The organism is Methanonatronarchaeum thermophilum (assembly GCF_002153915.1).
Classification (GTDB): Archaea; Halobacteriota; Methanonatronarchaeia; order Methanonatronarchaeales; family Methanonatronarchaeaceae; genus Methanonatronarchaeum; species Methanonatronarchaeum thermophilum.
This window is the reverse complement of sequence record NZ_MRZU01000003.1, coordinates 413,860-435,798: the sequence shown is the minus strand read 5'-3', so window position 1 is coordinate 435,798 and position 21,939 is coordinate 413,860. Positions and strand designations below refer to the sequence as shown.

Below are 21,939 nucleotides of genomic sequence, written 5' to 3'. Positions count from 1 at the left end.
AATAAACCCATAAAAAACAAACAAAAGACCAAATAAACCAAATAAAACTAAACCAGATTGAACTAAGTTAAATTAAATCAAATTAAATCAAATTAAATTAAATTAAATTTAACAAAGCAAAGCAAAACAAAATCAAATTAAATAAGATAACTAAAATAAAAAAAATCAAAGCGTAACTCCAGCAGCCCTCCCCTTTTCAAGGATCTCTTCAGCTTTTTTATCAGAAATACGAGTATATCGAATCCTATCAGGATCCTCAATCCTCTCCAAAGCACTCTCACCACGATAAACATTACTATTGATCAAAATAGCCAACTTAGTCTCACCATCATCAATAAGAAGATAACCATCCTCCTTCATAACCTTTCCACGACTGATATCCAGCTCACGCTCAGTATGAACAATCCCCCTGAAACTACCACCACTCTTCAAACCTTCAATAAAATCAATAAAATTAACCTCTGAACCATCAAGCTCAGTCTGATAATACATATAACGAATCTTACTAAGCAGCTTATTAACCTTCTCACGTTTCGACATAATACAACTCCCATTCAATACTAAGATTATACAAAAATAATGAAATAATCGAGATACCAATATAAATTATACGTATCCACCGTTACATCCTACCCGACATTAAAGACAAAGCTTCAAGCCTTACCTAAAATCCCACACTTGTTCTGACCTACAGAGGTAGAGAACAGGTCATCGCTACAGAGTTCCGGCATAACAACACATACAATATGACAGAATTCGAGGTCCAAACCCAACAAAACACCACACCCGTGTAGACCCAACTTCAAACATCAAATATAACTGTTATCTTGGGAGAGTAGGTAACCACTCTCACACACGATACAATATACACATATACAAACATATATATTTTGGTCAGTTATCGAAATCGTATCCTACCAAAAAAATAGAATAAAAAAGGCCTTATCTTGACTCAGAGATATAAATCCCTTCTTCCACGGAGAAGATATAGCCTAATATCTAGGAAAGGAGGCTGCCACCCCCAACCAAAGATAAAACTCAACTACAAAAACCAAACAACCCAACAAAAAACTAAATCAATTTAAAAGGACTTCATACTCCCTCCTAATTTTATCAATTGCTTCATCCACATCCAACTCAACCTGCTCACCAGACTCCATATCCTTAAGACTTAAAGTACCATTCTCAACCTCACGCTCACCAATAATAACGGCAAAACGAGCTCCAACCGAATCAACATAAGAAAGCTGATCCCCAATACCACGTCCAGTCATATCGATATCAGCAGGAAAACTATCACGCATCCTACCTAAAACACCAACTGCCTCATCCCTAAACTCATCAGAAACAGGGACAACATAAGCCATTAAACCAGGCTTCAAATCAAGATCAATACCCTGATGTTCAATCGCCTCAACAACCCTATCAAAACCGAATGCAAAACCAGTGGAAAACTGATCGCTACCCATCAACTGAGGAATACTATATTCCCCCCCACCACAAACCTGATTCTGAGCACCAAGCCCAGGAATATAAATCTCAAAAACAGTTCCGGTATAATACTCAAGACCACGAGCTATACCAAGATCGACTGTATAATCAAAATTACCATAACTCTCTAAATAACCAAGAGTGCTCTCCAACTCCACAAGACCAGCCCCACCTACCTCATCGAAACCATAACTCTCTAGAACCCCAGAAGCTTGAGAAACAACCTCACGACCATCACCAACCAAACCAATCAACTCGAAAACCAATTCCTTACATTCAGATGAAACAGACAAACCATCCAGAAAACCGGAAATCTCATCAACATCTCCTTTATCAATCAAAGACATCAACCTATCCTGGTCACCACCAACAACACCCTCGGACTCCAATACACCTCTAACAACACCTAAATGCCCGATATGAACATCAAATTCAAGGCCCAAAGAACTTAAAATACTGCATGCAAGTGCAATAGTTTCTGCACTAGTTTTAACCGAATCTCCACCAATCGTCTCAGTTCCAAACTGCCAAAACTCTCGATACCTACCTTTCTGAGGCTGTTCATACCTAAAACAATTACTGAAATAATACAACTTCAAAGGTTTAGACCTAGCTCTCAACTCCTCACCAAAAAAACGCATAACCGAAGCAGTAATCTCAGGCCTTAAAGCCAATTCACGTTCAGATTTATCTTTAAACGCATATATCTCATCAACAATCTCCTCACCCGACTTCAATGTAAAAAGCTCTAGATGCTCAAAAGTAGGCGTTTCAACCTCTTCAAAACCCCAAAACTCACAGTGAGTTCTCATAGCCTCTTCAACATTACGCCTAACATCCATTGACTCTGGGTCTAAATCACGGGTTCCTTTAGGTTTCTGAATTTTAATTATAAAACCTCCAATATAAACAAAACATACAACTTAATTAAATCTCGAAATCATCGGCCTGCCCTCTAGAACGAATCTCATCTTTCCTACGCAGATACTCCTGAATCATCCGTGGAAAAGAACTTGCCTTAACGAAACGGAGCCCCAGACGTTCAGCCCACTTCTCAATACCATCATCAGCACCAACAACAGCTGCATCCAGCTCTTTAGCAAGCAATAAAACATCTATATCCGGGGCACTATCAAGTATCCCATACCTCAAAGCACTCCTATACTTATCCCTAAAATCACTTATTGTCTGCCCAATCATCTCACGCTTGATATCCTTTTCAACCTCCTCAGCATCCATATCCCCAATATCTGTATTAAGACAGTTAACGGAAATATCCCAGATTGCATCCTCAGCAACATTCATCCCCTTATTAATACGACTTCTCATAAAATCCACATACTCATAAAAGATACTAGCCGGAATCTCAACCTCATAACGATTAGGAGTCTTCTTAACAAGCCAAGTATCAAGCTTAACCTTAACCTCTTCATCACATTCATGCCTATTAATAAAATCCCTCATCTCCCTATAAACAGTCGGATACGGCACATAACAACTAATATTCAACTCCAAACGAGCCTTGGAAACAAGTTCAAGAACACCATCAATACCCTCGCACAAAGAGTCATAACCCTCCCGCTTCCGCATCTCTACATCGGTCAACGCCGTAGTATCAAAAACAAAATACTGTCTTTCAAGATTATTCAAACTAACACACAACCTACATCTAAATAACAATTTCAAACATAATTACTATTCTCCTTAAAACAACCTAAACCAAAAACAAACAAAACAAAAACCACACCCATACAGTAATACCCTTCAACCATTATCCATATAAAAAAACATAGAAAAACAATCCATTCAAGAAATGACATAAATATTTTGTTATAAAGACATGAAACTTAAATAGAAACAAAAATACAGACAAATCCTTTTTAAGGATCGAGGTGTTTAGTTGTCAAAATTAACCGTTAACAAAATAGGTATAATCGCAAGATACGACTCTCAAGAAATAATACAAGAAACCAAAAAACTCATAAAATTTCTAGAAAACGAAAATATTGAAACAACCATAAACAAAGAAACAGCAGAAAAAATCGGAGTAAAAGGAACACCAATAAAACAAATGACAGACTGCGACCTCGTAATCACCGTTGGAGGCGACGGCACAATACTCAGAACATTCCATGAACTACCTCAACAAATCCCTGTAGTCGGAATAAACAAAGGAGAAGTCGGTTTCCTGACCGACATAGAAATGGATAACTACAAAAAAGAACTAAAAAAAATCATAAAAGAATTCAAAGTCGATAAAAGAACAAGACTGGAAGTAAACATAAATCAGGGCGAAAAACTTCCACCAGCAACAAACGAAGTAGTAATCCTAACATCGGAACCAGCCAAAATGCTTAAACTCAGAGTCCTAGTCGACGGCAAAGAAGTAGAGAAATTCGGCGCAGACGGAATAATAATAGCAACCCCAACAGGCTCAACAGCCTACTCAATGAGCGCTGGAGGACCAATAGTCGACCCCAAAGTCGAAGCATTCTTATTAGTACCAATAGCCCCATACAAACTATCAGCAAGATCGATAGTCATACCATCAAAATCAAACATAGAAATAGAACTAATAAGAAAAGGAAAACACGCAAAAGTCATAGTAGACGGACAAAAAACAAAAAAAGTGGAAGAAGGAGATATAATAACATTCAAAGAAGCAGAAAACCCAGCCCTATTCGTCAAAGTAGAAGGACAAGACTTCTACTCAAAAATAAAAGAAAAACTAATGTAAAAACACACAAAACAACCAAAAAAACCAAACCAAAACAAAAAATAACTATTCAACCTAAAAACCCACAGAAAGGTGACATAATGAAATACATAATAGGACATAAAAAACCGGATACAGACTCAATATGCTCAGCAATAGCCTACGCAGAACTCAAAAACAAAGAAGGAACAGAAGCAAAACCAATTAGATGCGGACCAATAAACCCAGAAACCGAATACGTACTCAACAAATTCAACACACCAACCCCAGAAAAAATCACAGACATATCAAACAAAAACATAATATTAGTCGACCACAACGAATACAGCCAAGCAGCAAACGGAATAAAAAAAGCAAAAATAAACGAAGTCATAGACCACCACAGAATAGGAGGACTAGTAACAAGCAAACCAATATTCTTCCACTGCGAACCCGTAGGATCAACCGCCACAATCATAGCTGACATCTACCTAAATAAAAACAAAGAAATACCCAAAAAAACAGCAGGAATACTATTAAGCGCAATATTAAGCGACACAGTAGTCCATAGATCCCCCACAAACACAAAAAAAGACGAAAAAATAGCTAAAAAACTATCCAAAATAACCAACATAGATATCGAAAAATACGGAAAAGAAATGTTAAAAGAAAAAAGCAAACTCGGAGAAAAACCACCAAGAGAAATAATACTAGGAGACTTCAAAGAATACGAATTCAACAAAAAACTCATAGGAGTCGGCCAAGTAGAAACAGTAGTCCCAAAAGAAGTACTAGAACAAAAACCCCAACTAATAAAAGAAATGAAAAAAATAACCAACGAAAAAAACTACAACACACTCATACTACTAATAACAGACCTCCTAAAAAAAGACACAGAAGCACTAATAACAGGAGAAACCGAACAATTCGAAAAAGCATTCCAAACAAAAATCCAAAACAACTCAACACTCCTAAAAGGAGTTCTATCAAGAAAAAAACAAGTAATACCACCCCTCGAAAAAACAATCAAATAAAAACAAAAACCAAAAAAAATAGAAATGAAATTCAAACCAAACAAAATATCAATAACCTCCGGCACAGGAGAAAGCGAACACCAACTAAACGCCTACGACAGAGCCCTAAAAAACGCAGGAGTCGGAGACCTGAACCTAATCAAAGTAAGCTCAATACTCCCAGAAAACTGCAAAATAAAAAACAAACCACAGATACCACCAGGCTCCTTCACACCAAGCGTCATATCAAAACAAACCACAAACAAAAACCAAGTAATAAGCGCAGCAATAGCCATAGCAGAATGCGAAAAAGGAATAGGACTAATATGCGAACACAGCGCCCCAACAATAGAAAAAACCACAGTAAACAAAACCAAAAAAATGCTCAACCAAATGGCCGAAGATAGAAACAAAACAATCAAAAAAATCCACATAGAATCCGAACAAATCATCCCCACAAAAACCGGAGCAGCAGTAGCAGTAGCAGTATTCTGGCGCTAAAAAAACAAAAAACAAAAAAGATCACCAATGAAACACCAAACACTATGCAAAAAACTAGCCAACCAAATCGAAAAAAACACAAAACACCTAATCGGAACAAAAAAAGCATCAAAAACAATAAAAATCGGCGCAGACGGAAAACCAACCAAAAAAATCGACTTGATAGCAGAAAAAACCGCAATAAACTACCTATCAAACAAAAACATCCAACTAATAACAGAAGAAACCGGACTACACAGATTCGGAAAACCACAACACACAATAATACTAGACCCAATAGACGGAACCTACAACGCCACAAACAACATACCCCTATACTCAACCTCCATAGCAATAGCCGACAAAAAACTCAAACAAATAAAATACGGATACATCAAAAACCTCAACAACGGAGACACCTACAAATCAGACGGAAAAACCAGCAAACACAACAACCAAAAAATAACAGTATCAAACACCCAAAACCTAAAAAACGCCTCAATAAGCTACTATGGATACAACAAAAAACAACGCCAACAAAAAGAACGACTCAACGAAAAAGTACACAGAATAAGAACACTAGGCTGCATATCACTAGAAATGTGCTACGTAGCCTCAGGAAAACTAGACGCATTCATAGACACCCGAGGAGCCGGATCAACAGACATCGCAGCAGCCTCAATAATAATCAAAGGAGCAGGAGGAAAATTCCAACCAATACCCCAAAAATTCCCAACAAAACACGTAAAAAAACAAATAAAAACAATAGCAACAAACAAAACAATCCACAAAGAAATACAAAAAACAATAAACCAATAAACAAACCCAACAACCAACAAAACAAAAACCTAAACTAAATAACCTAACTTAAACTAAACCTAGGCATTTTAAACCTAAATAAACATTTTTTAAGAACTACGTAGTGGTATTTATGGAAATAGATGAAGTTTTGAATCAATTTAAGAATGACAAGATATCTAAAAAACAAGCTAAAGAGAGAATTGCCCTTTTACAGCTTGAAGAACTAGAGGATGAGGCAAGAATAGATACAATGAGAGAAGATCGGATAGGATTACCAGAAGCAATTTTAGGAGAGGGAAAAAAAACAGAAACATTTGTAAAGATAATGAAAAAAATGGCCAAGAGAAAGGGTAGAAGCATAGGAACTAGGGTAAACAAAGAACAAAAACAACAACTCCAAAAAAATAAAGGTCAACTAGAAATGGAGTGGCATGAAAAAGCCAATATAGCTGTACTTAAAACAGAAAAAACAAAACAAAAAGAAGAAGGTAAAGTTGGCGTAATCTGTGCTGGAACAGCCGATCTCCCCATAGCAGAAGAAGCAAAAGTAACAGCTGAACTACTTGGATGCAAGGTATATAACGCATATGACGTAGGAGTAGCAGGGATACACAGAATACTCCCAGTTCTAAAAAAATACAATGAAGAAAACATCCAAGTACTAGTGGTTGCAGCAGGAAGAGACGGGTCACTACCTCCAGTAGTAGCAGGAATGACAGACATCCCCGTAATCGGCCTACCCGTATCAACAGGATACGGTGCAGGTGGAAACGGAGAAGCCGCATTACTATCAATGCTTCAATCATGTTCCCTACTAACCGTTGTAAACATAGACGCAGGTTTCACAGCCGGAGCAATGGCAGCAAAAATAGCAAAAACATAAAACCTAAAAAAATAAATGTAAAACTCCCATAAAAAAGTAAGAGTAAAACTAATGTAACCTATAATCGAGGAAAAAATATGGCAAAAAGAAGAACTGAAATAAGAAATTTAGATGAAGGAGATTATATACTACTTGACGGAGAGCCAAGTAAAATAACAAAACTACAGGTCTCAAGTCCAGGAAAACACGGATCTGCAAAAGCAAACATATCTGCTAAAGGAATATTCGATGACAAAAAAAGAAACATGCTAAACCCTGTAGACACAAAAGTAGACGTACCAATAGTTGAAAGAAAAGACGCACAAATCATATCCATATCAGGAAACAACGTTCAACTAATGGATATGGAAACCTACGAAACATTCGAAATCCTCGTAGAAGACCAAGAAATACTAAACAACATAGAAGAAGGCGGCGAAACAAAATACATGTCCGCAATGGGGAAAAACAAAATAATAAAACAAAAATAAACAAAAACCCCCACAAACCCAGTTTGTGGGGAACCAAAAAAACCAAAAAAACCAAAAAACCAAGCCTAATAAAACTCCCAACTTTATAAAAAACCAAATTCACTTTTTCTACCCGAAAGCTTTAAAAACATAGCGACAGCCAAGAAAACCGAAATCAAAATCGAAACAACTGCTACAACCAAAACCCCCCACCAAATCAAACCAAAACCAAGTGGTTCAACACCAACAGAAACCTCTAAAACACCAGAAACCAAAACCAAACCTAAAAAACCTAATTTAAACGGCCTTTCAACTCCACTACGCTTCAAACCAATCGCAGCACACTGCACCTCAGTATAATGAACTAAAAAAACACCAACAACCGCCAACAAACCTAACTCATTCGATACAAAACCTCCAAAAACCAAACTCAATAACAAAACCAAACTCGAACCAGTATTAAGAGTAGTGCTCAAAAAATCATCATAACGAGTAACAAATGTCTTCCTTCTCAAAAAAAACAGATGAACAAGATCTAAAAAAATCCAAACCCCAATAAAAAACAAACCTAACACCAACTGACCAAAAAACAAAAACAAAGCTGAAACAACAGAAATTCCAAACCCAAACAAAGACAATCTTTTAATATCCATCATAAAACCCCATAAACTAATTCAAAAACACCACACAAACAAAATAGATTAGAAACCTATTAAAGATTTCAATTCTCAAACCAACCAAACCACAAAAAAACAGTAATACACCAACCTTTTCAATTCAACACAAATAAAAGTGAAAGCAATCACAAAATGAACAAAAATATAGAACAAAACAAAACAAAAACCAACCAAACAAAACAAAACAACATAATAACCTAATAAAAAACCTAACAACACACCTAACATATTCAAAAACCAAAAAAAGAAAGGAAAACAATAATTATCAGAATAACTATTCACACAAACGATGAATACGCAAATAAATAAATAAAAAACAAAACAAAAAGAAACACTAAAACAACAAAAAGAACACATAAAACACCTCTTACAAGTTCAACACAACTAATAACAACAAAACCAACCTAAAACTTTATATAAGGTCATATATCTAATAATTACATGTTCACAAAAAATACATACACATGTTCACAAAACGTTTATTCACAGTGTATGTTAGAAGCGTATTGCATCTGGGGGGATGGGATACCAAAAGGTGACTCAGGATGAAGATAAAGTTGGAGGCCATCGATGAAGATGGCGTAAAAACCTCTATGGAATTTGAAGGAGACCTCGACAAAGAGTTAATACTAGAAAGAATCTCCAAATTCATAGAGGCCTTAAACCTCTCATCGAAACCTTCAACCAAATCTTCATCCAGCGCACTCCAACCGAACCAAAACAGCCAAAAAGAAATCGATCTATCAAACTACAACCAACTAACAATCAAAAAAAGATTAAAACTATTTTTAATAGTAAAATTCGAAAACCAATGGTTCACCTCTAGAGAAGTAAAAAGAAAATACGACAAAGAATACCAAGAAATCGGACTCTCAACAGTCTCAACATACCTATCAAGAATGGCAAAAGAAGGATACCTACAGAGAAGAGGAAACAGAGTAGAAAGAGAATACAGAATATCAAAACAAAACAACAAAGAAATACAAAAAATAAAAGAAATAAAAGAAACCCTCAAACAATAAACACAAAACAAAAAAACACAACAAAAACTTACTACAAACTATTTATACAAACCATAACCCAAACTACATCTAAATAAAAAACAAGCAATCCATTAAATAAGAGTGAAAGTTTAATCGTTGATTAGAAACCATTAACTTCGATTTTAAAGATATCCACTAGCAAATAGCTAAACTATTAATAACCCAGAAAACAAACAAAAATTGAGGAAAAATAATGGTAAAACAACAAGGAGACGGATTAACCTCATCTGCAGGACTGATGAGATATTTCGATGAAGAATCAAAAGACACACCAATTATTGGTCCAAAACAAATAATGGTTTTCAGCGCAGTTCTAGGCGTCTTGATACTCTCTTTAAACCTATATTATGGTCTATGGCCATGAATAAAACTATAAATTAGGTAGGTTTAAAAAAAGATTTAGAAGTTATTTAATAAAAGTTATTTAATCAATATTAACTATCCACATCAAAGGATAATCTATTTTCTCTAAATATGCGAGTTTTCCTGTAACAACTGCATCGCCACATTCAACTACAACCTTTATCTCCAAGTCTTCAGGTTTCAATGCAGAATACCCCTCCCCCTCTTCCCGCTTAATTTCAACATCGACTTGTTTTACAGATGGCTGTTCTTTTATAGATTTTTCTATAGCACTCTTAACATCCTCAACAGAGTTATCTCCAACAGGCGTCCCAACAAACTGATGAAATACAGCTCCTAAAGAAACCCCTAATTCGAAACAACCCCTTTCTCTATCAGAAACATCGTCATCGAAAAAAACCGAAGTTTTCTCTTCAAAACTCATAAAAATAATTTAATCTTGAAACAATTAATTTGTTCTTAATCAAATCCCTAAAAGATAAAAAAAATAACTTTAAAATATAACCTAAAATTTAGAGAACCTGTGGACCTATACCCGGTAGTTTTGATATGTTCGATAAAAATTTTTTGGGAATTAAAATTAGATTTGAATAAATAAGGCAAGCAGGTATTCTTGAAAAGTTATTGGTGATGAGTGTATTATCTTTTGATGTATCAACATATAAATAGAGAGAAATGAATTACTAAGTTTTTTATACGCCCACTATAGTGCTTAAATTCATCGTTTTAATAACGGATTGGGTTTTTTCCACTTTGCAAATGTTTTTCCGTTAAAGAATTTAATGATCTTCAGTATTTTCTTACAAATATGATAGACTATTTAAATTGAACAATCGATTTAAAGCTCCACTAGATGTCTTTTTTAACAAACAAAACGATGGATAGGGCCAGTAAAACTATGAACGCGATTAATAGGATGCTGGCATCTAAGAAACTGTATTCTTGGTAAACAAGTATTTCAGTTTGATCGAAATAATGGCTTGGAGATATATATCCTACCCATTCATAGTTGGGTACGACTTTTGATACAGATTCTATAAGCCATAAAATAAATACTATGCCTATTGCACCTACTTGAGCAGGTTTTACTTTCTTAAACACTATTGATAGGAGTAAGCCAATTCCAGCGCAAACCAGTAGGTATGGTGTTGATAGTAGATGAACCATGATCAGGGAGATAAGTTCAATAGGCTCTCCGATCAGAGATGTACCTACATAAAGTATCACCACAACACCAACATTAAGAATTAATAATGGAACCCATAATGCCCCAATTTTCTGTAATATAACTGATTCTCTTGAAACTGGGTTTGAAAGCGTTAAATCCATCTTTCTGTTTTTTATATCCTTTGAAACAAACCCTGCACCTATGTATGCAAAGTAAATACCGACTAGTATAACCCAGAAGAACGCGTATACTTCGGCTGCAATAAACCCCTCGATAGTATCTAATTCTGCAATCCCAAACATATCGAAGAAAAATTCAGGAAATGCAGCAAGCAGTTCTTCAGCCTCTTCCTTAAACTCAGGGAATATAGATAGATACATAACAGAAAGCAAGGCGAATACACTGGTTAAAATAACCGAACTACGCAAAAGCTTCCTTGATTCATTCCTGAGAATAGAAGTCATCAATAAACACCTATATAGAATTTAACTTTATGTTTAACTTTAACTTTAGATAGGCCTTGAATTATTGATGAGAATAAATCATGAACTTCTATATCATTTACATTTTTTTCAGAAATCCTACGTTTAAGTGTAGTTAGCTCTGAAGAGAGGTAACATGGATTTTTCATAAAGGATTCACTCTCCATAATAATGTTTGAAAATTTCGTCCAACTGTGGATCACCAATTTCAATGTCTTTTATTTCATATTTAGATAGATGCTTGATGAGTTCTGAAGAATCACCGGTATATGTAAAGTGATAAGAATTATCGACAATTTCAGTTTCGATCATATTTTCGTTTAAAAAAACGTTTTTATCGACAGGCTCTTCGAAATGAACCCATACCTTTTTACCGCTTCTAGCCAACAACTTATCGATTTCCTCTAGGTCAACAAGCCTACCTTCCCGTATAATCCCAACGCGATCACAAACCCTTTGAACTTCACTCAAGAAATGAGAGGAAAAGAAAATCGTTTTACCCTTCTCGCTCTCGGTTTCAACAAACTTATGGAGTCTATCTTGTTTTAAAGGATCTAATCCAGAGGTAGGTTCATCCATAATCACAAGCTTTGGGTCGTGCATAAAAGCCTGGACAATACCCAACATACGTTTGTTACCAGAAGAATATGTCTCAACCTTTTGATCAAGTGGTGGATGGAACATCTCAAGAAGTTCCTCCCTCCGGTTATCACCACGCATACGTGCAAAGTAGTCAAGAACTTCATTCCCGGTCATACTTCCATCAAAACCAAGTTCATCAGGTAAGTACCCTATCTCCTGTTTAACCTCAGTCAACGCTTTTCTATCCTGAATATCTGCTCCCAACACCTCAGCAGTTCCAGAACTAGGTTTTATCAAACCAAGCAACTGACGGATAGTAGTTGTCTTACCAGCACCGTTAGGACCTAAATAACCAAAAATCTCCCCTTCTCTAACGCTAAAAGATAAGTCTTTATTAGCTTTAACATCTCCATAAACCTTAGTCAGGTTATCAAGGTTTATAGCAGCTTTAGAGTTCATTTTAACCATTTTAATACAACCATTACTTTAATAAAATGTGAAATATTACATCTCGTTTTAAATATCTCTTTTAATAAACCAAACTATTGATACCGCAAGTAGAGCGATGAACAAAAATGTGAGAATACCCGCACCAACAAACGCATATTCTCCACGAATCAGTATGTCAGCAACATCATAATAATGCACTGGTGAGAGATAAGCCATCCACTCAAAATCTGGATCCATCTGAACGATACCTTCAATCAACCATAAAATAAAAACAACTCCCACAGCTCCAGCTTGAGCACTGCTAACATCTCGCATAAAAACACTGAAAACCAAACCTATACCTGCACAAGCTAATAAATATGGAATTGAAAGTAAATGAACCATCAATACAGGGATTATTTCAATGCTTTCACCAATCAAAAATGTACCTATAAAGACTATAGCAAGGAAACCAAGATTTAGAATTAATAAAGGAGCCCAAAGAGCTCCAACTTTCTGCAATATAACTGATTCTCTTGAAACTGGGTTTGAAAGCGTTAAATCCATCTTTCTATCCTCAATTTCGCTAGCAATCAAACCTCCACCTAAATAAGCAAAATAAATACCAATAAACACTACCCAGAAGAACTCATATGTATAGGAAGCCAGAAAACCCTCTATTGTATGCAGAGCCTCTATACCGAAAAGAGTTATCATCGCCTCAGGCATAGCACCCTCAAGAGCCTCAGCCTCCTCTTTAATGCTAGGAAAAACCACAAACAGGTAAAAAGAAAGAAAGGCAAATACACCTGTCAAAACGATTGGGCCACGCACCAACTTCTTTGATTCATTCAGAAAAATAGAAACCAATATACTCACCTACCAACCAAATCTTTAAAACCAAGAAAAACACAACGAACCAATAAAACAGACATACAGATAAACCATAATACACAATGAATAATAAAGGTTCTTAAAAATAAATCTTAAAAATAAAAACTTTTATCTTCAAAACTCCTTCTTTCAATTCTAAACCTAAGCACAACTATAAATAACAAACCAAACCAAACCACACCTAAAACCATTCACCCCTCTCTTCTCCCCCCTCTCTAAATATCTCTAAAACCTTGACAAAAATTTACATATTTATTTAAAAAATAAAAAGTGAATATGGATGCAAAATTGGATTCCAAAGAATTCGATAACTTACTTAACATAAAGAAAAAGACATTATATATTGTTGAAATTCTAGCTCTCATTATTACTGCAATAGCCACAGCCGCAAGTATACTTTTAGAATTGTTTCAACAGCCTTCATATCTAAACTTGATAGCAATTTCAGTATTCTTAATTGCATTTATCATTTTATTATTTCACAATTCAAAAGAACGAAATAAAATTGACTGGATAAATGAGTTAAAAACTCTTCACACTGCCCGTGTACACTTAAAAGCTCTTGAAGAAGAGAAAAAACTATCCTCAAAAAACTAAGAAAAATTAAATCTACATATTCAAGTAAGCTAAAAACACTATACTACGTAGCTTTACTTGAAGACAAAGAAAAGCTTTCAAAAGCCCTAAAAGAAGAAATAAAACAATTAAATTCAATCAAAGATGAAAAAGGTAAATAACTTTTGAAAAAACTCAGGTAAAATGGTTAAAATAATTCTTAAAAAGGAAAATCATACTTCAATACAGGATTTAAGAGAAGAATTAGAATTAATTTCAGAAATAAAACCAGATGCTATACTCCTCGAAGGAGAAGAAAATCAAAAACGAAAAATAAGTTTAGTAGAAAAGTCACTCCTTTTACCATTCAACGTTTTTTCCTATTTTTTTGGTAATATTTGGGTTTCTAAAAAACCCGTAGAATATATGGCTAAAGCACTTGACATCCAACTATATAAAACAAGAGAAAACAACCTTAAACTCATTAAATTGATGTCAAAAACAACAATAATAATCTACTTATCTTTGATCCTATTATCCTTATTTTTGATTCACTTAGCTTTATTATTACCAATATTTGGCACTAATCTCTCAATTGGTTTTTTATTGTTATTATTCTCCTTATTTTTAATTATTCTCCTTATTTTAATTCCCGCTAGGAACTCTAAAAGAGATAAAGCTATCAAAAATAAGATTACTGATATAATTCAACAGGAAAATGAAACCATTTTAGTAGTAGTAGGTGAGGATCACGAAAAAGAAGTAAAAAATCTTTTAATTTCTGATCCCGATATAAACATCAATAAAGAAGATATAGAAGTCAAAGAATCGCTAAGCAAAGGAACTAAATACAAAATACTTGATATTTTATTACCCCTCATGAAATCGTTAGCACTACTGTTTATATTGTATTATCTTAATGCTGAAATTATACTGTTCATAAGCAATATAGTGGCGTAAAGTATGGAGAACAATTAATTTAGTACTGATTTTCTTATTTTTATTAAAAGCTATAATATGAGGTTTAGAAGAGAATCCAAAACAAATAAAGACTAAAAATGAACATTAAGAGAATTGGAAGTTTGATAAAGATATTTATTGGAATGAAGTAGGATGGGTGGAGGAAGGTATTCTAAAGAAGAGCTTATAGAACTGCTTCGAGAAAATTCTAATTTAACTCAGAGTGAATGGAGGCAAAGAGAGGATCTACCATCATTAGGTTCTTTACAACGACATTTTGGTAGTTGGAACGAAGCTCGAGAGGCTGCAGGATTAGAAGTAAGGGGTAAAAGATACTCAAAAGAAAAATTGTTAGAACTATTGAGAGAAAACCCAGACATATCGCTGAAGGAATGGCAGGAAAGAGATGACCTCCCATCATACTCAACGATTTTAAGGCATTTTGGTAGTTGGCGTGAAGCTAAAGAAGCGATAGGAAGGGAACCTGAAGTTGTGAGTAGTTATTCAAAAGAAGAATTGTTAAATATACTGAAAAGAGAACTTGGAGAAAACCCAGACTTAACATACACAAAGTGGAATGAAAGAGATGACCTCCCCTCTGCACAAACAATAAGTAATCATTTCGGTAGCTGGGATAAAGCACGTCAAGCAGCAGGTTTTAAACCCTACGGCTTCCATCCATATAGTTACAGCGATGATAAATTGTTAGAAATACTAAAGAAACATCCAGACTTAGATGCAGAAGACTTCAAAAAAATAGATGACCTACCTTCCTCCACAACATACAGCAGACGCTTTGGAAGCTGGAACAAAGCACGTAAAAAAGCAGGTCTCCCTGAAAGAGGACATGGGAGAGACTTCATAGAATACGATGGAATCTATTTCGCCTCAGTTTTAGAAGCCTGTGTATATGAAAAACTAAAAACCTATGGATTAGATATAAAAACCCACATAAACAAAAAAGAAGCCGAGATAGATTTCTTAGTCGAAGACAAATTCTATTTAGAACCACATTCAGTATATTATAACCCTGAAACAATCGAAGAATACGAAGAAAGAAGAAGAAAACTTGTTGAAAAACCTCTGTTCGCCTTCAAAAAACTATCAGAACTTGAAGACATCTTGAGACAACAGAATTTAGAAGAAATAATAGAAAAAAAAGAAGTTAAAAATACTGAAGTGAAAGAAAAAGTAAGGAGAGAAGGAGACTTCTTCGATCAAGAAAAATTAATAAACCTAATCAAAGAAAACCCAGAACTAACCAGCCATGAATGGAGAAAAAGAAAAGATCTACCTTCATTAAAAACAATCACACGGTGTTTCGGAAGCTGGAACAACTTTAGAACGGAAGCAAATCTAAAAACAAGATTCAAAAGAAGGACTAAAGAAGAATTGTTAAAGAAAATCAAAAAAGAACCCAACCTATCTATCAATAAATGGAATGAAAGAGATGACCTACCCTCCTCAACCCAAGTTATCAATAAGTTTGGTAGTTGGAACAAATTCAAGAAGGAAGCAGGAATCAAACCCCAAATAGCGCCACAAAACAAATATACCCGGAAAAAATTGATTGAGCTGATTCAAGAAAACCCAGAACTAACCAGAAATAAATGGGTGGAAAGGGATGACCTTCCCTCTGAAACACCTGTGACAAATAAATTTGGTAGTTGGAACAACTTTAGAAGGGAAGCAGGTCTAAAACCAATACAGAAGAATTGGTCTAAAGAAGAATTATTAAAACTGATTAAAAAACATCCAAATCTAACTCAAAACGAATGGAGAAAAAAGGAGGAACTTCCTTCTGTAGATCCAATATACAGAATTTTCGGAAGTTGGAACAACTTTAGAAAGGAAGCAGGTCTAAAACTACACAAAAAAGATAAAAAACATAAAAAAACACAAAAAACCCCTAAAAAAACCACACTAAAAGATTACTTCTGAACCAAAAAACCCCAAACAAAAATCCTAAAAAATAGACACTCGACCTTTTGAATCCCAAAACAAAATAAATAATCATTTTAAAAGATTACATTAAAACCGGGATATAGACAAAAAAACAATACAAAAAGGTGTTTTTAATATGGATGATGAAACAAAAAACAAGATTGCTGTTGGTTGGGCAATTTTCTTGATTATATTTATATTTGGAGTTGCAGCATTTCTATGGTTGATGATGCCATAAAGACAACCATAAAAAAGAATCTAAAACTAAACGTTTTCTCCAAAACCACACCTAAAAAAATAAATCAATAAAAAAACCAAATTCAATCAATTAAATAGTATATTTAAATAAAATATAAGTGTTTGTTAAATGAAGGAGAATACCTCTTTAGATACGTATATGCGTAAGAATGAAGAGAAGTCAAAAATCTTACTCGTATTATATCTCTCTATTTCTGCAGTTTTAATAATTATTTTGTCTATCCGTTTTTTTGAGGTGACTCTTCTTGATAGGATGTTAGATCAGCTTCAAAATATTTTTTATATAGAAATATCTGGAGCTTTGGTTTTAATATCTATAATTGTTGGTTTAAGCTCATATTTTGGTATTATACTTCCACCTTCAGATTCAAAAGAAGAAGAGATAAAAAATAATAGAACTCTTCACACGCTAGGATTTAGTTATCTAACTATTATATTACCTTTTTTCGCTTTGTATTTGTTATTAATTACTTTAGATATATTGAGATTTATAGATATATTTACAATTGAATTTAGATTAGGGAATTTTTTAGTTGTTTTATTTATCTTTGTTTTATTGCTTTTTTATCAAGCTAAGATATATAATTATTTAACAAACGAATCTGAAAAGTTTAAAAATTATAAAAAATTGAAAACCCGATATAGAAATAGAAGTTTAAGGGTAAATAAAAAATTAAGCTTAAGTAGAACTAAATACCTAAAAGTATTGCTTTTTTTGAAATCTATCCCTTTACATCTTCTACTTTTGGCATTACTTCTAACAGATATCTCAATAATAACCTTTATCTTCGGTTTCTTTATCTACTTTACAGTATTCGTTTATATTGCTATGTTATACCGTATTTCATCAATAACATTGGATTTAGTAGATATAAAAACAGAGAAAGAAACATTGAAAAATGTTTTTCTATTAGAAAAGAAAAATGAATTCTTTAAATATATGTCGCCTGGCGCAGAAACACCAAAACAAATTAATAAAAAATACGTGAAAGAAATCAATTACAAAAATCCTGATGCGTTTAAAATAGATAGCTGAATGGAAGGTGGGTTTACAGTAAACCAACAAAAAGCCAGGCACCCCAGTAAATGTAAGGAACAAGGGAGAACAGAAAACAATATTATAAGGAAAGGAGGATAGTATTCTTTTTATATAGATTAATATAGGGTGGATATCTGTTTTTAATGTTAAGCCATTCTTAATAGACTTTTATAGTTTAGCATTGGAGGGGCCAGTGCATCCCCTTTTCTGTGTTTGTTGTTGTTTGTTTTGTTTAGGAGTGGAGGGGGTGGTTATAATATCTGGCCGTTATATACATGGGGTAAGCATTGCCTATGTGGTTTAATGAGGTTTTTCTCTGTTTCATTCGGCCAGAAGGGTGTACCTTTTTTAGGAGATCTTCATTAGACCAGACCAATAAAAACCCTTAAAACTTCTTCGTAAAAATAGTATTAAGACTTATTACTAAGAGCTTTCTATTCAAGATAAGAGAATTACAATCAGTCCTGGATTTAATATAACCGTTTATTTCTAGATGTTTTAGCTCCATCAGAGGTGACAGTGTAAGAAAGACAGGAATATGGAAAACGCCATACAACTAAGACATGTGTAAGGCAAATGCCTAAGAAGAAAACAACCATTAGAATAGATGAAGAAATACACCAATGGGCAAAAGAATACGGCTTCAACCTCTCCAAATTCCTAGAAAACCAACTCGTTATAGCTAGAAACAGATTAGAACCCTCAATCCAAAATAAACCCCGTAGAGAAAATTCTGATGTGTTTAGTGCGGGGGGCGAGATTCGAACTCGCGAACCCCTACGGGACAGGATCCTAAGTCCTGCGCCTTTTCCATGCTCGGCAACCCCCGCGCGTCATATAGAATTAGTTTGAATTTATTTATCTTTTTAGTATTAGTTTGGTAAGGACTTCAATAGTTTTGGTTTGTGTTTAACTTAATATTTTTTGTATTATTCGTTTTTTGGGTTGTTGGTTGTTGGTGTTTTTTGTGTTTTTTTGGGTAAGATTGAATAGTTTTCTTCACATATTTTTTTTGTCGGTTGAGTATTGGTGTTTTTGGTTTTTGTTGGGTTTTGTTGTTATGATGGTTGATGATTTATTGGATTTTGGTTTGCCTGAAGAGGGTTTGGAGATTTTTGGTGATAGGGGTATTGAGGAGTTGTATCCTCCTCAGGTTGATGGTGTTCGGTCCGGTGTTCTTGATGGACGTAATTTGGTTTTAGCTGTTCCTACTGCTAGTGGTAAGACTTTGGTTTCTGAGTTAGGTATTCTTAAGTCTGTTTTTAGTGGTGGTAGGACTCTTTATATTGTTCCTCTTAAGGCTCTTGCTTATGAGAAGTTTGAGTTGTTTAAGGAGTATGAGAGGTATGGTTTTAATGTTGGAGTTGCTACAGGGGATTATGATCGGAGTGCTGATTATTTAAGTGATATGGATGTTGTTGTGACTACTAGTGAGAAGGCTGACTCGATGTTGCGTTTGGGTACTGATTGGATTGGTGATGTTGATGTTGTTGTCTGTGATGAGGTCCATCTTGTTGATTCGGATAGGAGGGGTCCTACGCTTGAGGTTACTCTTGCTAAGTTGATGATGATGAATCCGGGGGCACAGGTTATTGCTTTGAGTGCGACTATAAGTAATGCTAGAGAGATTGCTAACTGGCTTGATGCAGGTCTTGTTAAGAGTGATTGGAGGCCTATTGAGCTTAAGGAGGGTGTTGTTTTTGATGATTTTATAGATTTTCCTTTTGATGGTGGTAAGGAGGTTTGTTCGGATGAGGATGATGTTGCTACTTCATTGGTGAGGGATGCTGTTTTGGAGGGTGGTCAGGCATTGGTTTTCACTTCTTCGAGACGTAATTCTCGTGGTGCTGCTGGCCGTATAGTTGGTTCTTTGGATGATCTTCTTTCACCGATGGAGGAGGATCGTTTGATGGAGTTGTCGAACGATATTTTGGATGTTGATGGTGTTACTGAGGAGGGGGAGCGGCTTGCTCGTTATGTTAGGCGGGGTGTAGCGTTTCATCATGCTGGTTTGAGGAATACGCATTTGAGGCGTATTGAAAAGCTTTTTTCTAGTGGTGATTTGAAGGCTATTTGTTCCACTCCAACGTTGGCTTGGGGTATTAATTTGCCTGCGAGGCGAGTGGTTGTTAGGGATTATAAGAGGTATGACCCTAATTATGGTATGAAGCCTATTCCTGTTCTTGATGTTAAACAGATGTTTGGTAGGGCTGGTCGTCCTGGTATGGATCCTTATGGTGAGGCTGTTTTGATAGCTAAGAATGAGGTTGAGAGGGACCAGCTTATAGATCGGTATGTTGTGGGTGATACGGAGAATATTACTTCTAAACTTGCTTCTGAACCTGCTTTACGTTCACATGTTCTTTCGACTATTGCTTCAGGGTTTGCAGGTAGTTATAGTGAGTTGATGGATTTTATAGACCGTACTTTCTTTGCTGTACAGAATCGGCCTGAAGATATTCAGTTACTTGTTAAGAGGGTTCTTGGGTTTCTTGAGTCTGAAGGATTTATCGAGGTTGATGGTTTCGGTTTAGGTAGTGGTAGTGGGTTTGATGCAACCGCTATTGGTAAGCGGGTTTCTGAGTTGTATATCGATCCTTTAAGTGCTTCAAGGATTTTAGAGAGGCTTTCTGGACGTGGGATGGAAAGCGATATCGAGTTCCTTCACATGGTTTGTGAAACTCCGGATATGGATACCTTGTATATGAGGAAAAGTGATTACTCCCGTGTTGAATCTTTCTTGAAGGAGAACCCTAGGTTGAAGGAGCGAGGGGAGATGGATGACTGGTTCTTGAGCGAGGTAAAAACCTCATTGTTATTGAAGGATTGGATCGATGAAGAAGATGATGGTGATATCTGCGATTGGTATGGAGTTAGCTCTGGTGATATAAGGCGTAAGGCCAGCACTGCTGAATGGTTGTTGCATTCCGCCGCTGAGTTATCGAAAATGTCTATGTCTCTATATATCAATAGGCTTCGAAATCTTCAGAGAAGGATGCAGTACGGGGTTAAAAAAGAACTATCAGATCTTGTTAGCATCTCAGGTATTGGTAGGGTGCGTGCCCGAGAACTTTATAAAAATGGATATAGAACCAAATCTGATTTACACGAATTAATTGATAACCAATCTCTAGTTCGTGAGGTAGATGGTGTTGGAGCAAAAACTATAGAGAAAATCAAAAGGGAGTTAGGTGGAAATGAATGATGATGCAGTTAAAAAAATAGAAAACTCCAACGAAGTAGTTTTTAAAGCTGGCGTGGTGGATATTGAGGATATAAATCTTTTTTTAGAGGTATTGGATAGACATAGTGGTGATGGAGTGGTTCAAGCGGTTGATGCGGGTATCGTAGCGGGTGAGGAGCACTTGAGACATGCAACCCTCAAAGCAATCAACTCGTGGAAGACAAACCCAATCTCCCAATCCCTAGGCATGGAGATATTATTGTATATTGTTGGAGAACGCCAGATAAACAAAGCATTAGAGAAAGCTGGAGTCGCGGAAGGCAGTCAAGAAATAGTTTTAGTCGGCATTGGAGAAGTTGGTTGGAGCTCACTAATTGAAGAGATTGGTTTAGAGCTGGATAGCTCACTAATCAATTATAATGAAGATAAACTTAATAAAATCTGTAAGACATTTGGGATTCCAGATAGAGAGCTGGAGGCTGTAGGGAAAATGAAAACACCATACCTTGTGTTGGAGAGAGTTACTTTATTAGACACAAAAAAATGAGT

22 protein-coding genes and 1 tRNA gene are annotated in these 21,939 nt (G+C 35.3%); 14 read left to right on the top strand and 9 right to left on the bottom strand.

All coding sequences use genetic code 11. From position 1 onward, the window contains the following. Positions 1 to 165: 165 nt before the first annotated feature. The 3 genes from AMET1_RS03495 to AMET1_RS03485 form a co-directional block, all read right to left on the bottom strand. Complete coding sequence (locus tag AMET1_RS03495) at positions 166 to 540, bottom strand: hypothetical protein (RefSeq protein WP_086637094.1); 375 nt, start codon at positions 538 to 540, stop codon at positions 166 to 168. Positions 541 to 1,076: 536 nt separating this feature from the next. Continuing rightward, positions 1,077 to 2,375 (bottom strand): histidine--tRNA ligase, encoded by a 1,299-nt coding sequence (gene hisS / locus AMET1_RS03490; RefSeq protein ID WP_269087996.1) that lies wholly within the window; start codon positions 2,373 to 2,375, stop codon positions 1,077 to 1,079. Between the two features lie 43 nt (positions 2,376 to 2,418). Then, the gene (locus tag AMET1_RS03485) at positions 2,419 to 3,171 is read right to left on the bottom strand and encodes an RNA ligase partner protein (protein ID WP_394334879.1); all 753 of its coding nucleotides are present in this window, start codon (positions 3,169 to 3,171) and stop codon (positions 2,419 to 2,421) included. A 220-nt stretch (positions 3,172 to 3,391) separates the two neighbouring features. Between AMET1_RS03485 and AMET1_RS03480 the strand changes: the two genes are divergently transcribed. From AMET1_RS03480 to AMET1_RS03455, 6 genes are all read left to right on the top strand, one after another. Further along, on the top strand, positions 3,392 to 4,228 hold the full coding sequence (locus tag AMET1_RS03480) for an NAD(+)/NADH kinase (RefSeq protein ID WP_086637091.1): 837 nt from the start codon (positions 3,392 to 3,394) through the stop codon (positions 4,226 to 4,228). Between the two features lie 80 nt (positions 4,229 to 4,308). Then, positions 4,309 to 5,220 (top strand): manganese-dependent inorganic pyrophosphatase, encoded by a 912-nt coding sequence (locus AMET1_RS03475; protein ID WP_086637090.1) that lies wholly within the window; start codon positions 4,309 to 4,311, stop codon positions 5,218 to 5,220. Between the two features lie 24 nt (positions 5,221 to 5,244). After that, entirely contained in the window at positions 5,245 to 5,700 is a 456-nt protein-coding gene (locus AMET1_RS03470; protein ID WP_086637089.1) for a pyruvoyl-dependent arginine decarboxylase, read from the top strand. A gap of 27 nt (positions 5,701 to 5,727) precedes the next feature. Beyond that, positions 5,728 to 6,498 carry an inositol monophosphatase family protein gene (locus tag AMET1_RS03465; protein WP_086637088.1) on the top strand — a complete coding sequence of 257 codons (771 nt, stop codon included), beginning with the start codon at positions 5,728 to 5,730 and terminating at the stop codon, positions 6,496 to 6,498. A gap of 112 nt (positions 6,499 to 6,610) precedes the next feature. Next, complete coding sequence (gene larB / locus AMET1_RS03460; RefSeq protein ID WP_086637087.1) at positions 6,611 to 7,363, top strand: nickel pincer cofactor biosynthesis protein LarB; 753 nt, start codon at positions 6,611 to 6,613, stop codon at positions 7,361 to 7,363. Positions 7,364 to 7,440: 77 nt separating this feature from the next. Beyond that, the gene (locus tag AMET1_RS03455) at positions 7,441 to 7,833 is read left to right on the top strand and encodes a translation initiation factor IF-5A (protein ID WP_086637086.1); all 393 of its coding nucleotides are present in this window, start codon (positions 7,441 to 7,443) and stop codon (positions 7,831 to 7,833) included. A gap of 83 nt (positions 7,834 to 7,916) precedes the next feature. Here the strand turns inward: AMET1_RS03455 and AMET1_RS07880 are convergent, their stop codons facing one another. Next, entirely contained in the window at positions 7,917 to 8,246 is a 330-nt protein-coding gene (locus tag AMET1_RS07880; protein ID WP_161490742.1) for a hypothetical protein, read from the bottom strand. Positions 8,247 to 9,034: 788 nt separating this feature from the next. Between AMET1_RS07880 and AMET1_RS03445 the strand changes: the two genes are divergently transcribed. Together AMET1_RS03445 and AMET1_RS03440 are read left to right on the top strand one after the other, a co-directional pair. Further along, positions 9,035 to 9,511, top strand: coding sequence for a transcriptional repressor (locus AMET1_RS03445; RefSeq protein ID WP_086637084.1), 477 nt, complete (start codon positions 9,035 to 9,037; stop codon positions 9,509 to 9,511). Positions 9,512 to 9,725: 214 nt separating this feature from the next. Next, a complete protein-coding gene (locus tag AMET1_RS03440; protein ID WP_086637083.1) occupies positions 9,726 to 9,896 on the top strand; it encodes a preprotein translocase subunit Sec61beta in 171 nt (56 codons plus the stop codon). 60 nt (positions 9,897 to 9,956) lie between these two features. Here the strand turns inward: AMET1_RS03440 and AMET1_RS03435 are convergent, their stop codons facing one another. The 4 genes from AMET1_RS03435 to AMET1_RS03415 all read right to left on the bottom strand — a co-directional run bounded on the left by AMET1_RS03435 (position 9,957) and on the right by AMET1_RS03415 (position 13,435). Further along, positions 9,957 to 10,319, bottom strand: coding sequence for a dihydroneopterin aldolase family protein (locus tag AMET1_RS03435; protein ID WP_086637082.1), 363 nt, complete (start codon positions 10,317 to 10,319; stop codon positions 9,957 to 9,959). Between the two features lie 425 nt (positions 10,320 to 10,744). Then, complete coding sequence (locus tag AMET1_RS03430; protein WP_086637081.1) at positions 10,745 to 11,527, bottom strand: ABC transporter permease subunit; 783 nt, start codon at positions 11,525 to 11,527, stop codon at positions 10,745 to 10,747. Positions 11,528 to 11,701: 174 nt separating this feature from the next. Then, a complete protein-coding gene (locus AMET1_RS03420; protein WP_086637079.1) occupies positions 11,702 to 12,595 on the bottom strand; it encodes an ABC transporter ATP-binding protein in 894 nt (297 codons plus the stop codon). 48 nt (positions 12,596 to 12,643) lie between these two features. Further along, positions 12,644 to 13,435: an ABC transporter permease subunit gene (locus AMET1_RS03415; protein ID WP_201721256.1), complete on the bottom strand. Its 792-nt coding sequence runs from the start codon at positions 13,433 to 13,435 to the stop codon at positions 12,644 to 12,646. Positions 13,436 to 13,726: 291 nt separating this feature from the next. On the opposite strand from AMET1_RS03415, the gene AMET1_RS03410 reads away from it, so the two are divergent. The 4 genes from AMET1_RS03410 to AMET1_RS03395 all read left to right on the top strand — a co-directional run bounded on the left by AMET1_RS03410 (position 13,727) and on the right by AMET1_RS03395 (position 18,203). Continuing rightward, positions 13,727 to 14,047, top strand: coding sequence for a hypothetical protein (locus tag AMET1_RS03410; RefSeq protein ID WP_086637077.1), 321 nt, complete (start codon positions 13,727 to 13,729; stop codon positions 14,045 to 14,047). 162 nt (positions 14,048 to 14,209) lie between these two features. Next, positions 14,210 to 14,965, top strand: coding sequence for a hypothetical protein (locus AMET1_RS03405; RefSeq protein WP_086637076.1), 756 nt, complete (start codon positions 14,210 to 14,212; stop codon positions 14,963 to 14,965). 153 nt (positions 14,966 to 15,118) lie between these two features. Then, complete coding sequence (locus AMET1_RS03400) at positions 15,119 to 16,906, top strand: homing endonuclease associated repeat-containing protein (protein WP_143406832.1); 1,788 nt, start codon at positions 15,119 to 15,121, stop codon at positions 16,904 to 16,906. A gap of 370 nt (positions 16,907 to 17,276) precedes the next feature. Continuing rightward, positions 17,277 to 18,203: a hypothetical protein gene (locus AMET1_RS03395; RefSeq protein WP_143406831.1), complete on the top strand. Its 927-nt coding sequence runs from the start codon at positions 17,277 to 17,279 to the stop codon at positions 18,201 to 18,203. A 749-nt stretch (positions 18,204 to 18,952) separates the two neighbouring features. Here the strand turns inward: AMET1_RS03395 and AMET1_RS03390 are convergent. Then, positions 18,953 to 19,036, bottom strand: a tRNA-Leu gene (locus AMET1_RS03390). A gap of 230 nt (positions 19,037 to 19,266) precedes the next feature. Between AMET1_RS03390 and AMET1_RS03385 the strand changes: the two genes are divergently transcribed. Both AMET1_RS03385 and cgi121 read left to right on the top strand, forming a co-directional pair. Continuing rightward, a complete protein-coding gene (locus AMET1_RS03385) occupies positions 19,267 to 21,411 on the top strand; it encodes a DEAD/DEAH box helicase (RefSeq protein WP_143406830.1) in 2,145 nt (714 codons plus the stop codon). Then, positions 21,404 to 21,937, top strand: coding sequence for a KEOPS complex subunit Cgi121 (cgi121, locus tag AMET1_RS03380; protein WP_086637072.1), 534 nt, complete (start codon positions 21,404 to 21,406; stop codon positions 21,935 to 21,937). The genes AMET1_RS03385 and cgi121 overlap by 8 nt, the downstream gene beginning before the upstream one ends. Positions 21,938 to 21,939: the final 2 nt, after the last annotated feature.

Excerpts from the sequence above, each read along its gene's own strand:
- AMET1_RS03495 (WP_086637094.1), bottom strand. The coding sequence starts at position 540 with ATGTCGAAACGTGAGAAGGTTAATAAGCTGCTTAGTAAGATTCGTTAT.
- AMET1_RS03475 (WP_086637090.1), top strand. The coding sequence starts at position 4,309 with ATGAAATACATAATAGGACATAAAAAACCGGATACAGACTCAATATGC.
- AMET1_RS03470 (WP_086637089.1), top strand. The coding sequence starts at position 5,245 with ATGAAATTCAAACCAAACAAAATATCAATAACCTCCGGCACAGGAGAA.
- AMET1_RS03465 (WP_086637088.1), top strand. The coding sequence starts at position 5,728 with ATGAAACACCAAACACTATGCAAAAAACTAGCCAACCAAATCGAAAAA.
- larB (WP_086637087.1), top strand. The coding sequence starts at position 6,611 with ATGGAAATAGATGAAGTTTTGAATCAATTTAAGAATGACAAGATATCT.
- AMET1_RS03455 (WP_086637086.1), top strand. The coding sequence starts at position 7,441 with ATGGCAAAAAGAAGAACTGAAATAAGAAATTTAGATGAAGGAGATTAT.
- AMET1_RS03445 (WP_086637084.1), top strand. The coding sequence starts at position 9,035 with ATGAAGATAAAGTTGGAGGCCATCGATGAAGATGGCGTAAAAACCTCT.
- AMET1_RS03440 (WP_086637083.1), top strand. The coding sequence starts at position 9,726 with ATGGTAAAACAACAAGGAGACGGATTAACCTCATCTGCAGGACTGATG.
- AMET1_RS03435 (WP_086637082.1), bottom strand. The coding sequence starts at position 10,319 with ATGAGTTTTGAAGAGAAAACTTCGGTTTTTTTCGATGACGATGTTTCT.
- AMET1_RS03430 (WP_086637081.1), bottom strand. The coding sequence starts at position 11,527 with ATGACTTCTATTCTCAGGAATGAATCAAGGAAGCTTTTGCGTAGTTCG.
- AMET1_RS03420 (WP_086637079.1), bottom strand. The coding sequence starts at position 12,595 with ATGGTTAAAATGAACTCTAAAGCTGCTATAAACCTTGATAACCTGACT.
- AMET1_RS03410 (WP_086637077.1), top strand. The coding sequence starts at position 13,727 with ATGGATGCAAAATTGGATTCCAAAGAATTCGATAACTTACTTAACATA.
- AMET1_RS03405 (WP_086637076.1), top strand. The coding sequence starts at position 14,210 with ATGGTTAAAATAATTCTTAAAAAGGAAAATCATACTTCAATACAGGAT.
- AMET1_RS03400 (WP_143406832.1), top strand. The coding sequence starts at position 15,119 with ATGGGTGGAGGAAGGTATTCTAAAGAAGAGCTTATAGAACTGCTTCGA.
- AMET1_RS03395 (WP_143406831.1), top strand. The coding sequence starts at position 17,277 with ATGAAGGAGAATACCTCTTTAGATACGTATATGCGTAAGAATGAAGAG.
- AMET1_RS03385 (WP_143406830.1), top strand. The coding sequence starts at position 19,267 with ATGATGGTTGATGATTTATTGGATTTTGGTTTGCCTGAAGAGGGTTTG.
- cgi121 (WP_086637072.1), top strand. The coding sequence starts at position 21,404 with ATGAATGATGATGCAGTTAAAAAAATAGAAAACTCCAACGAAGTAGTT.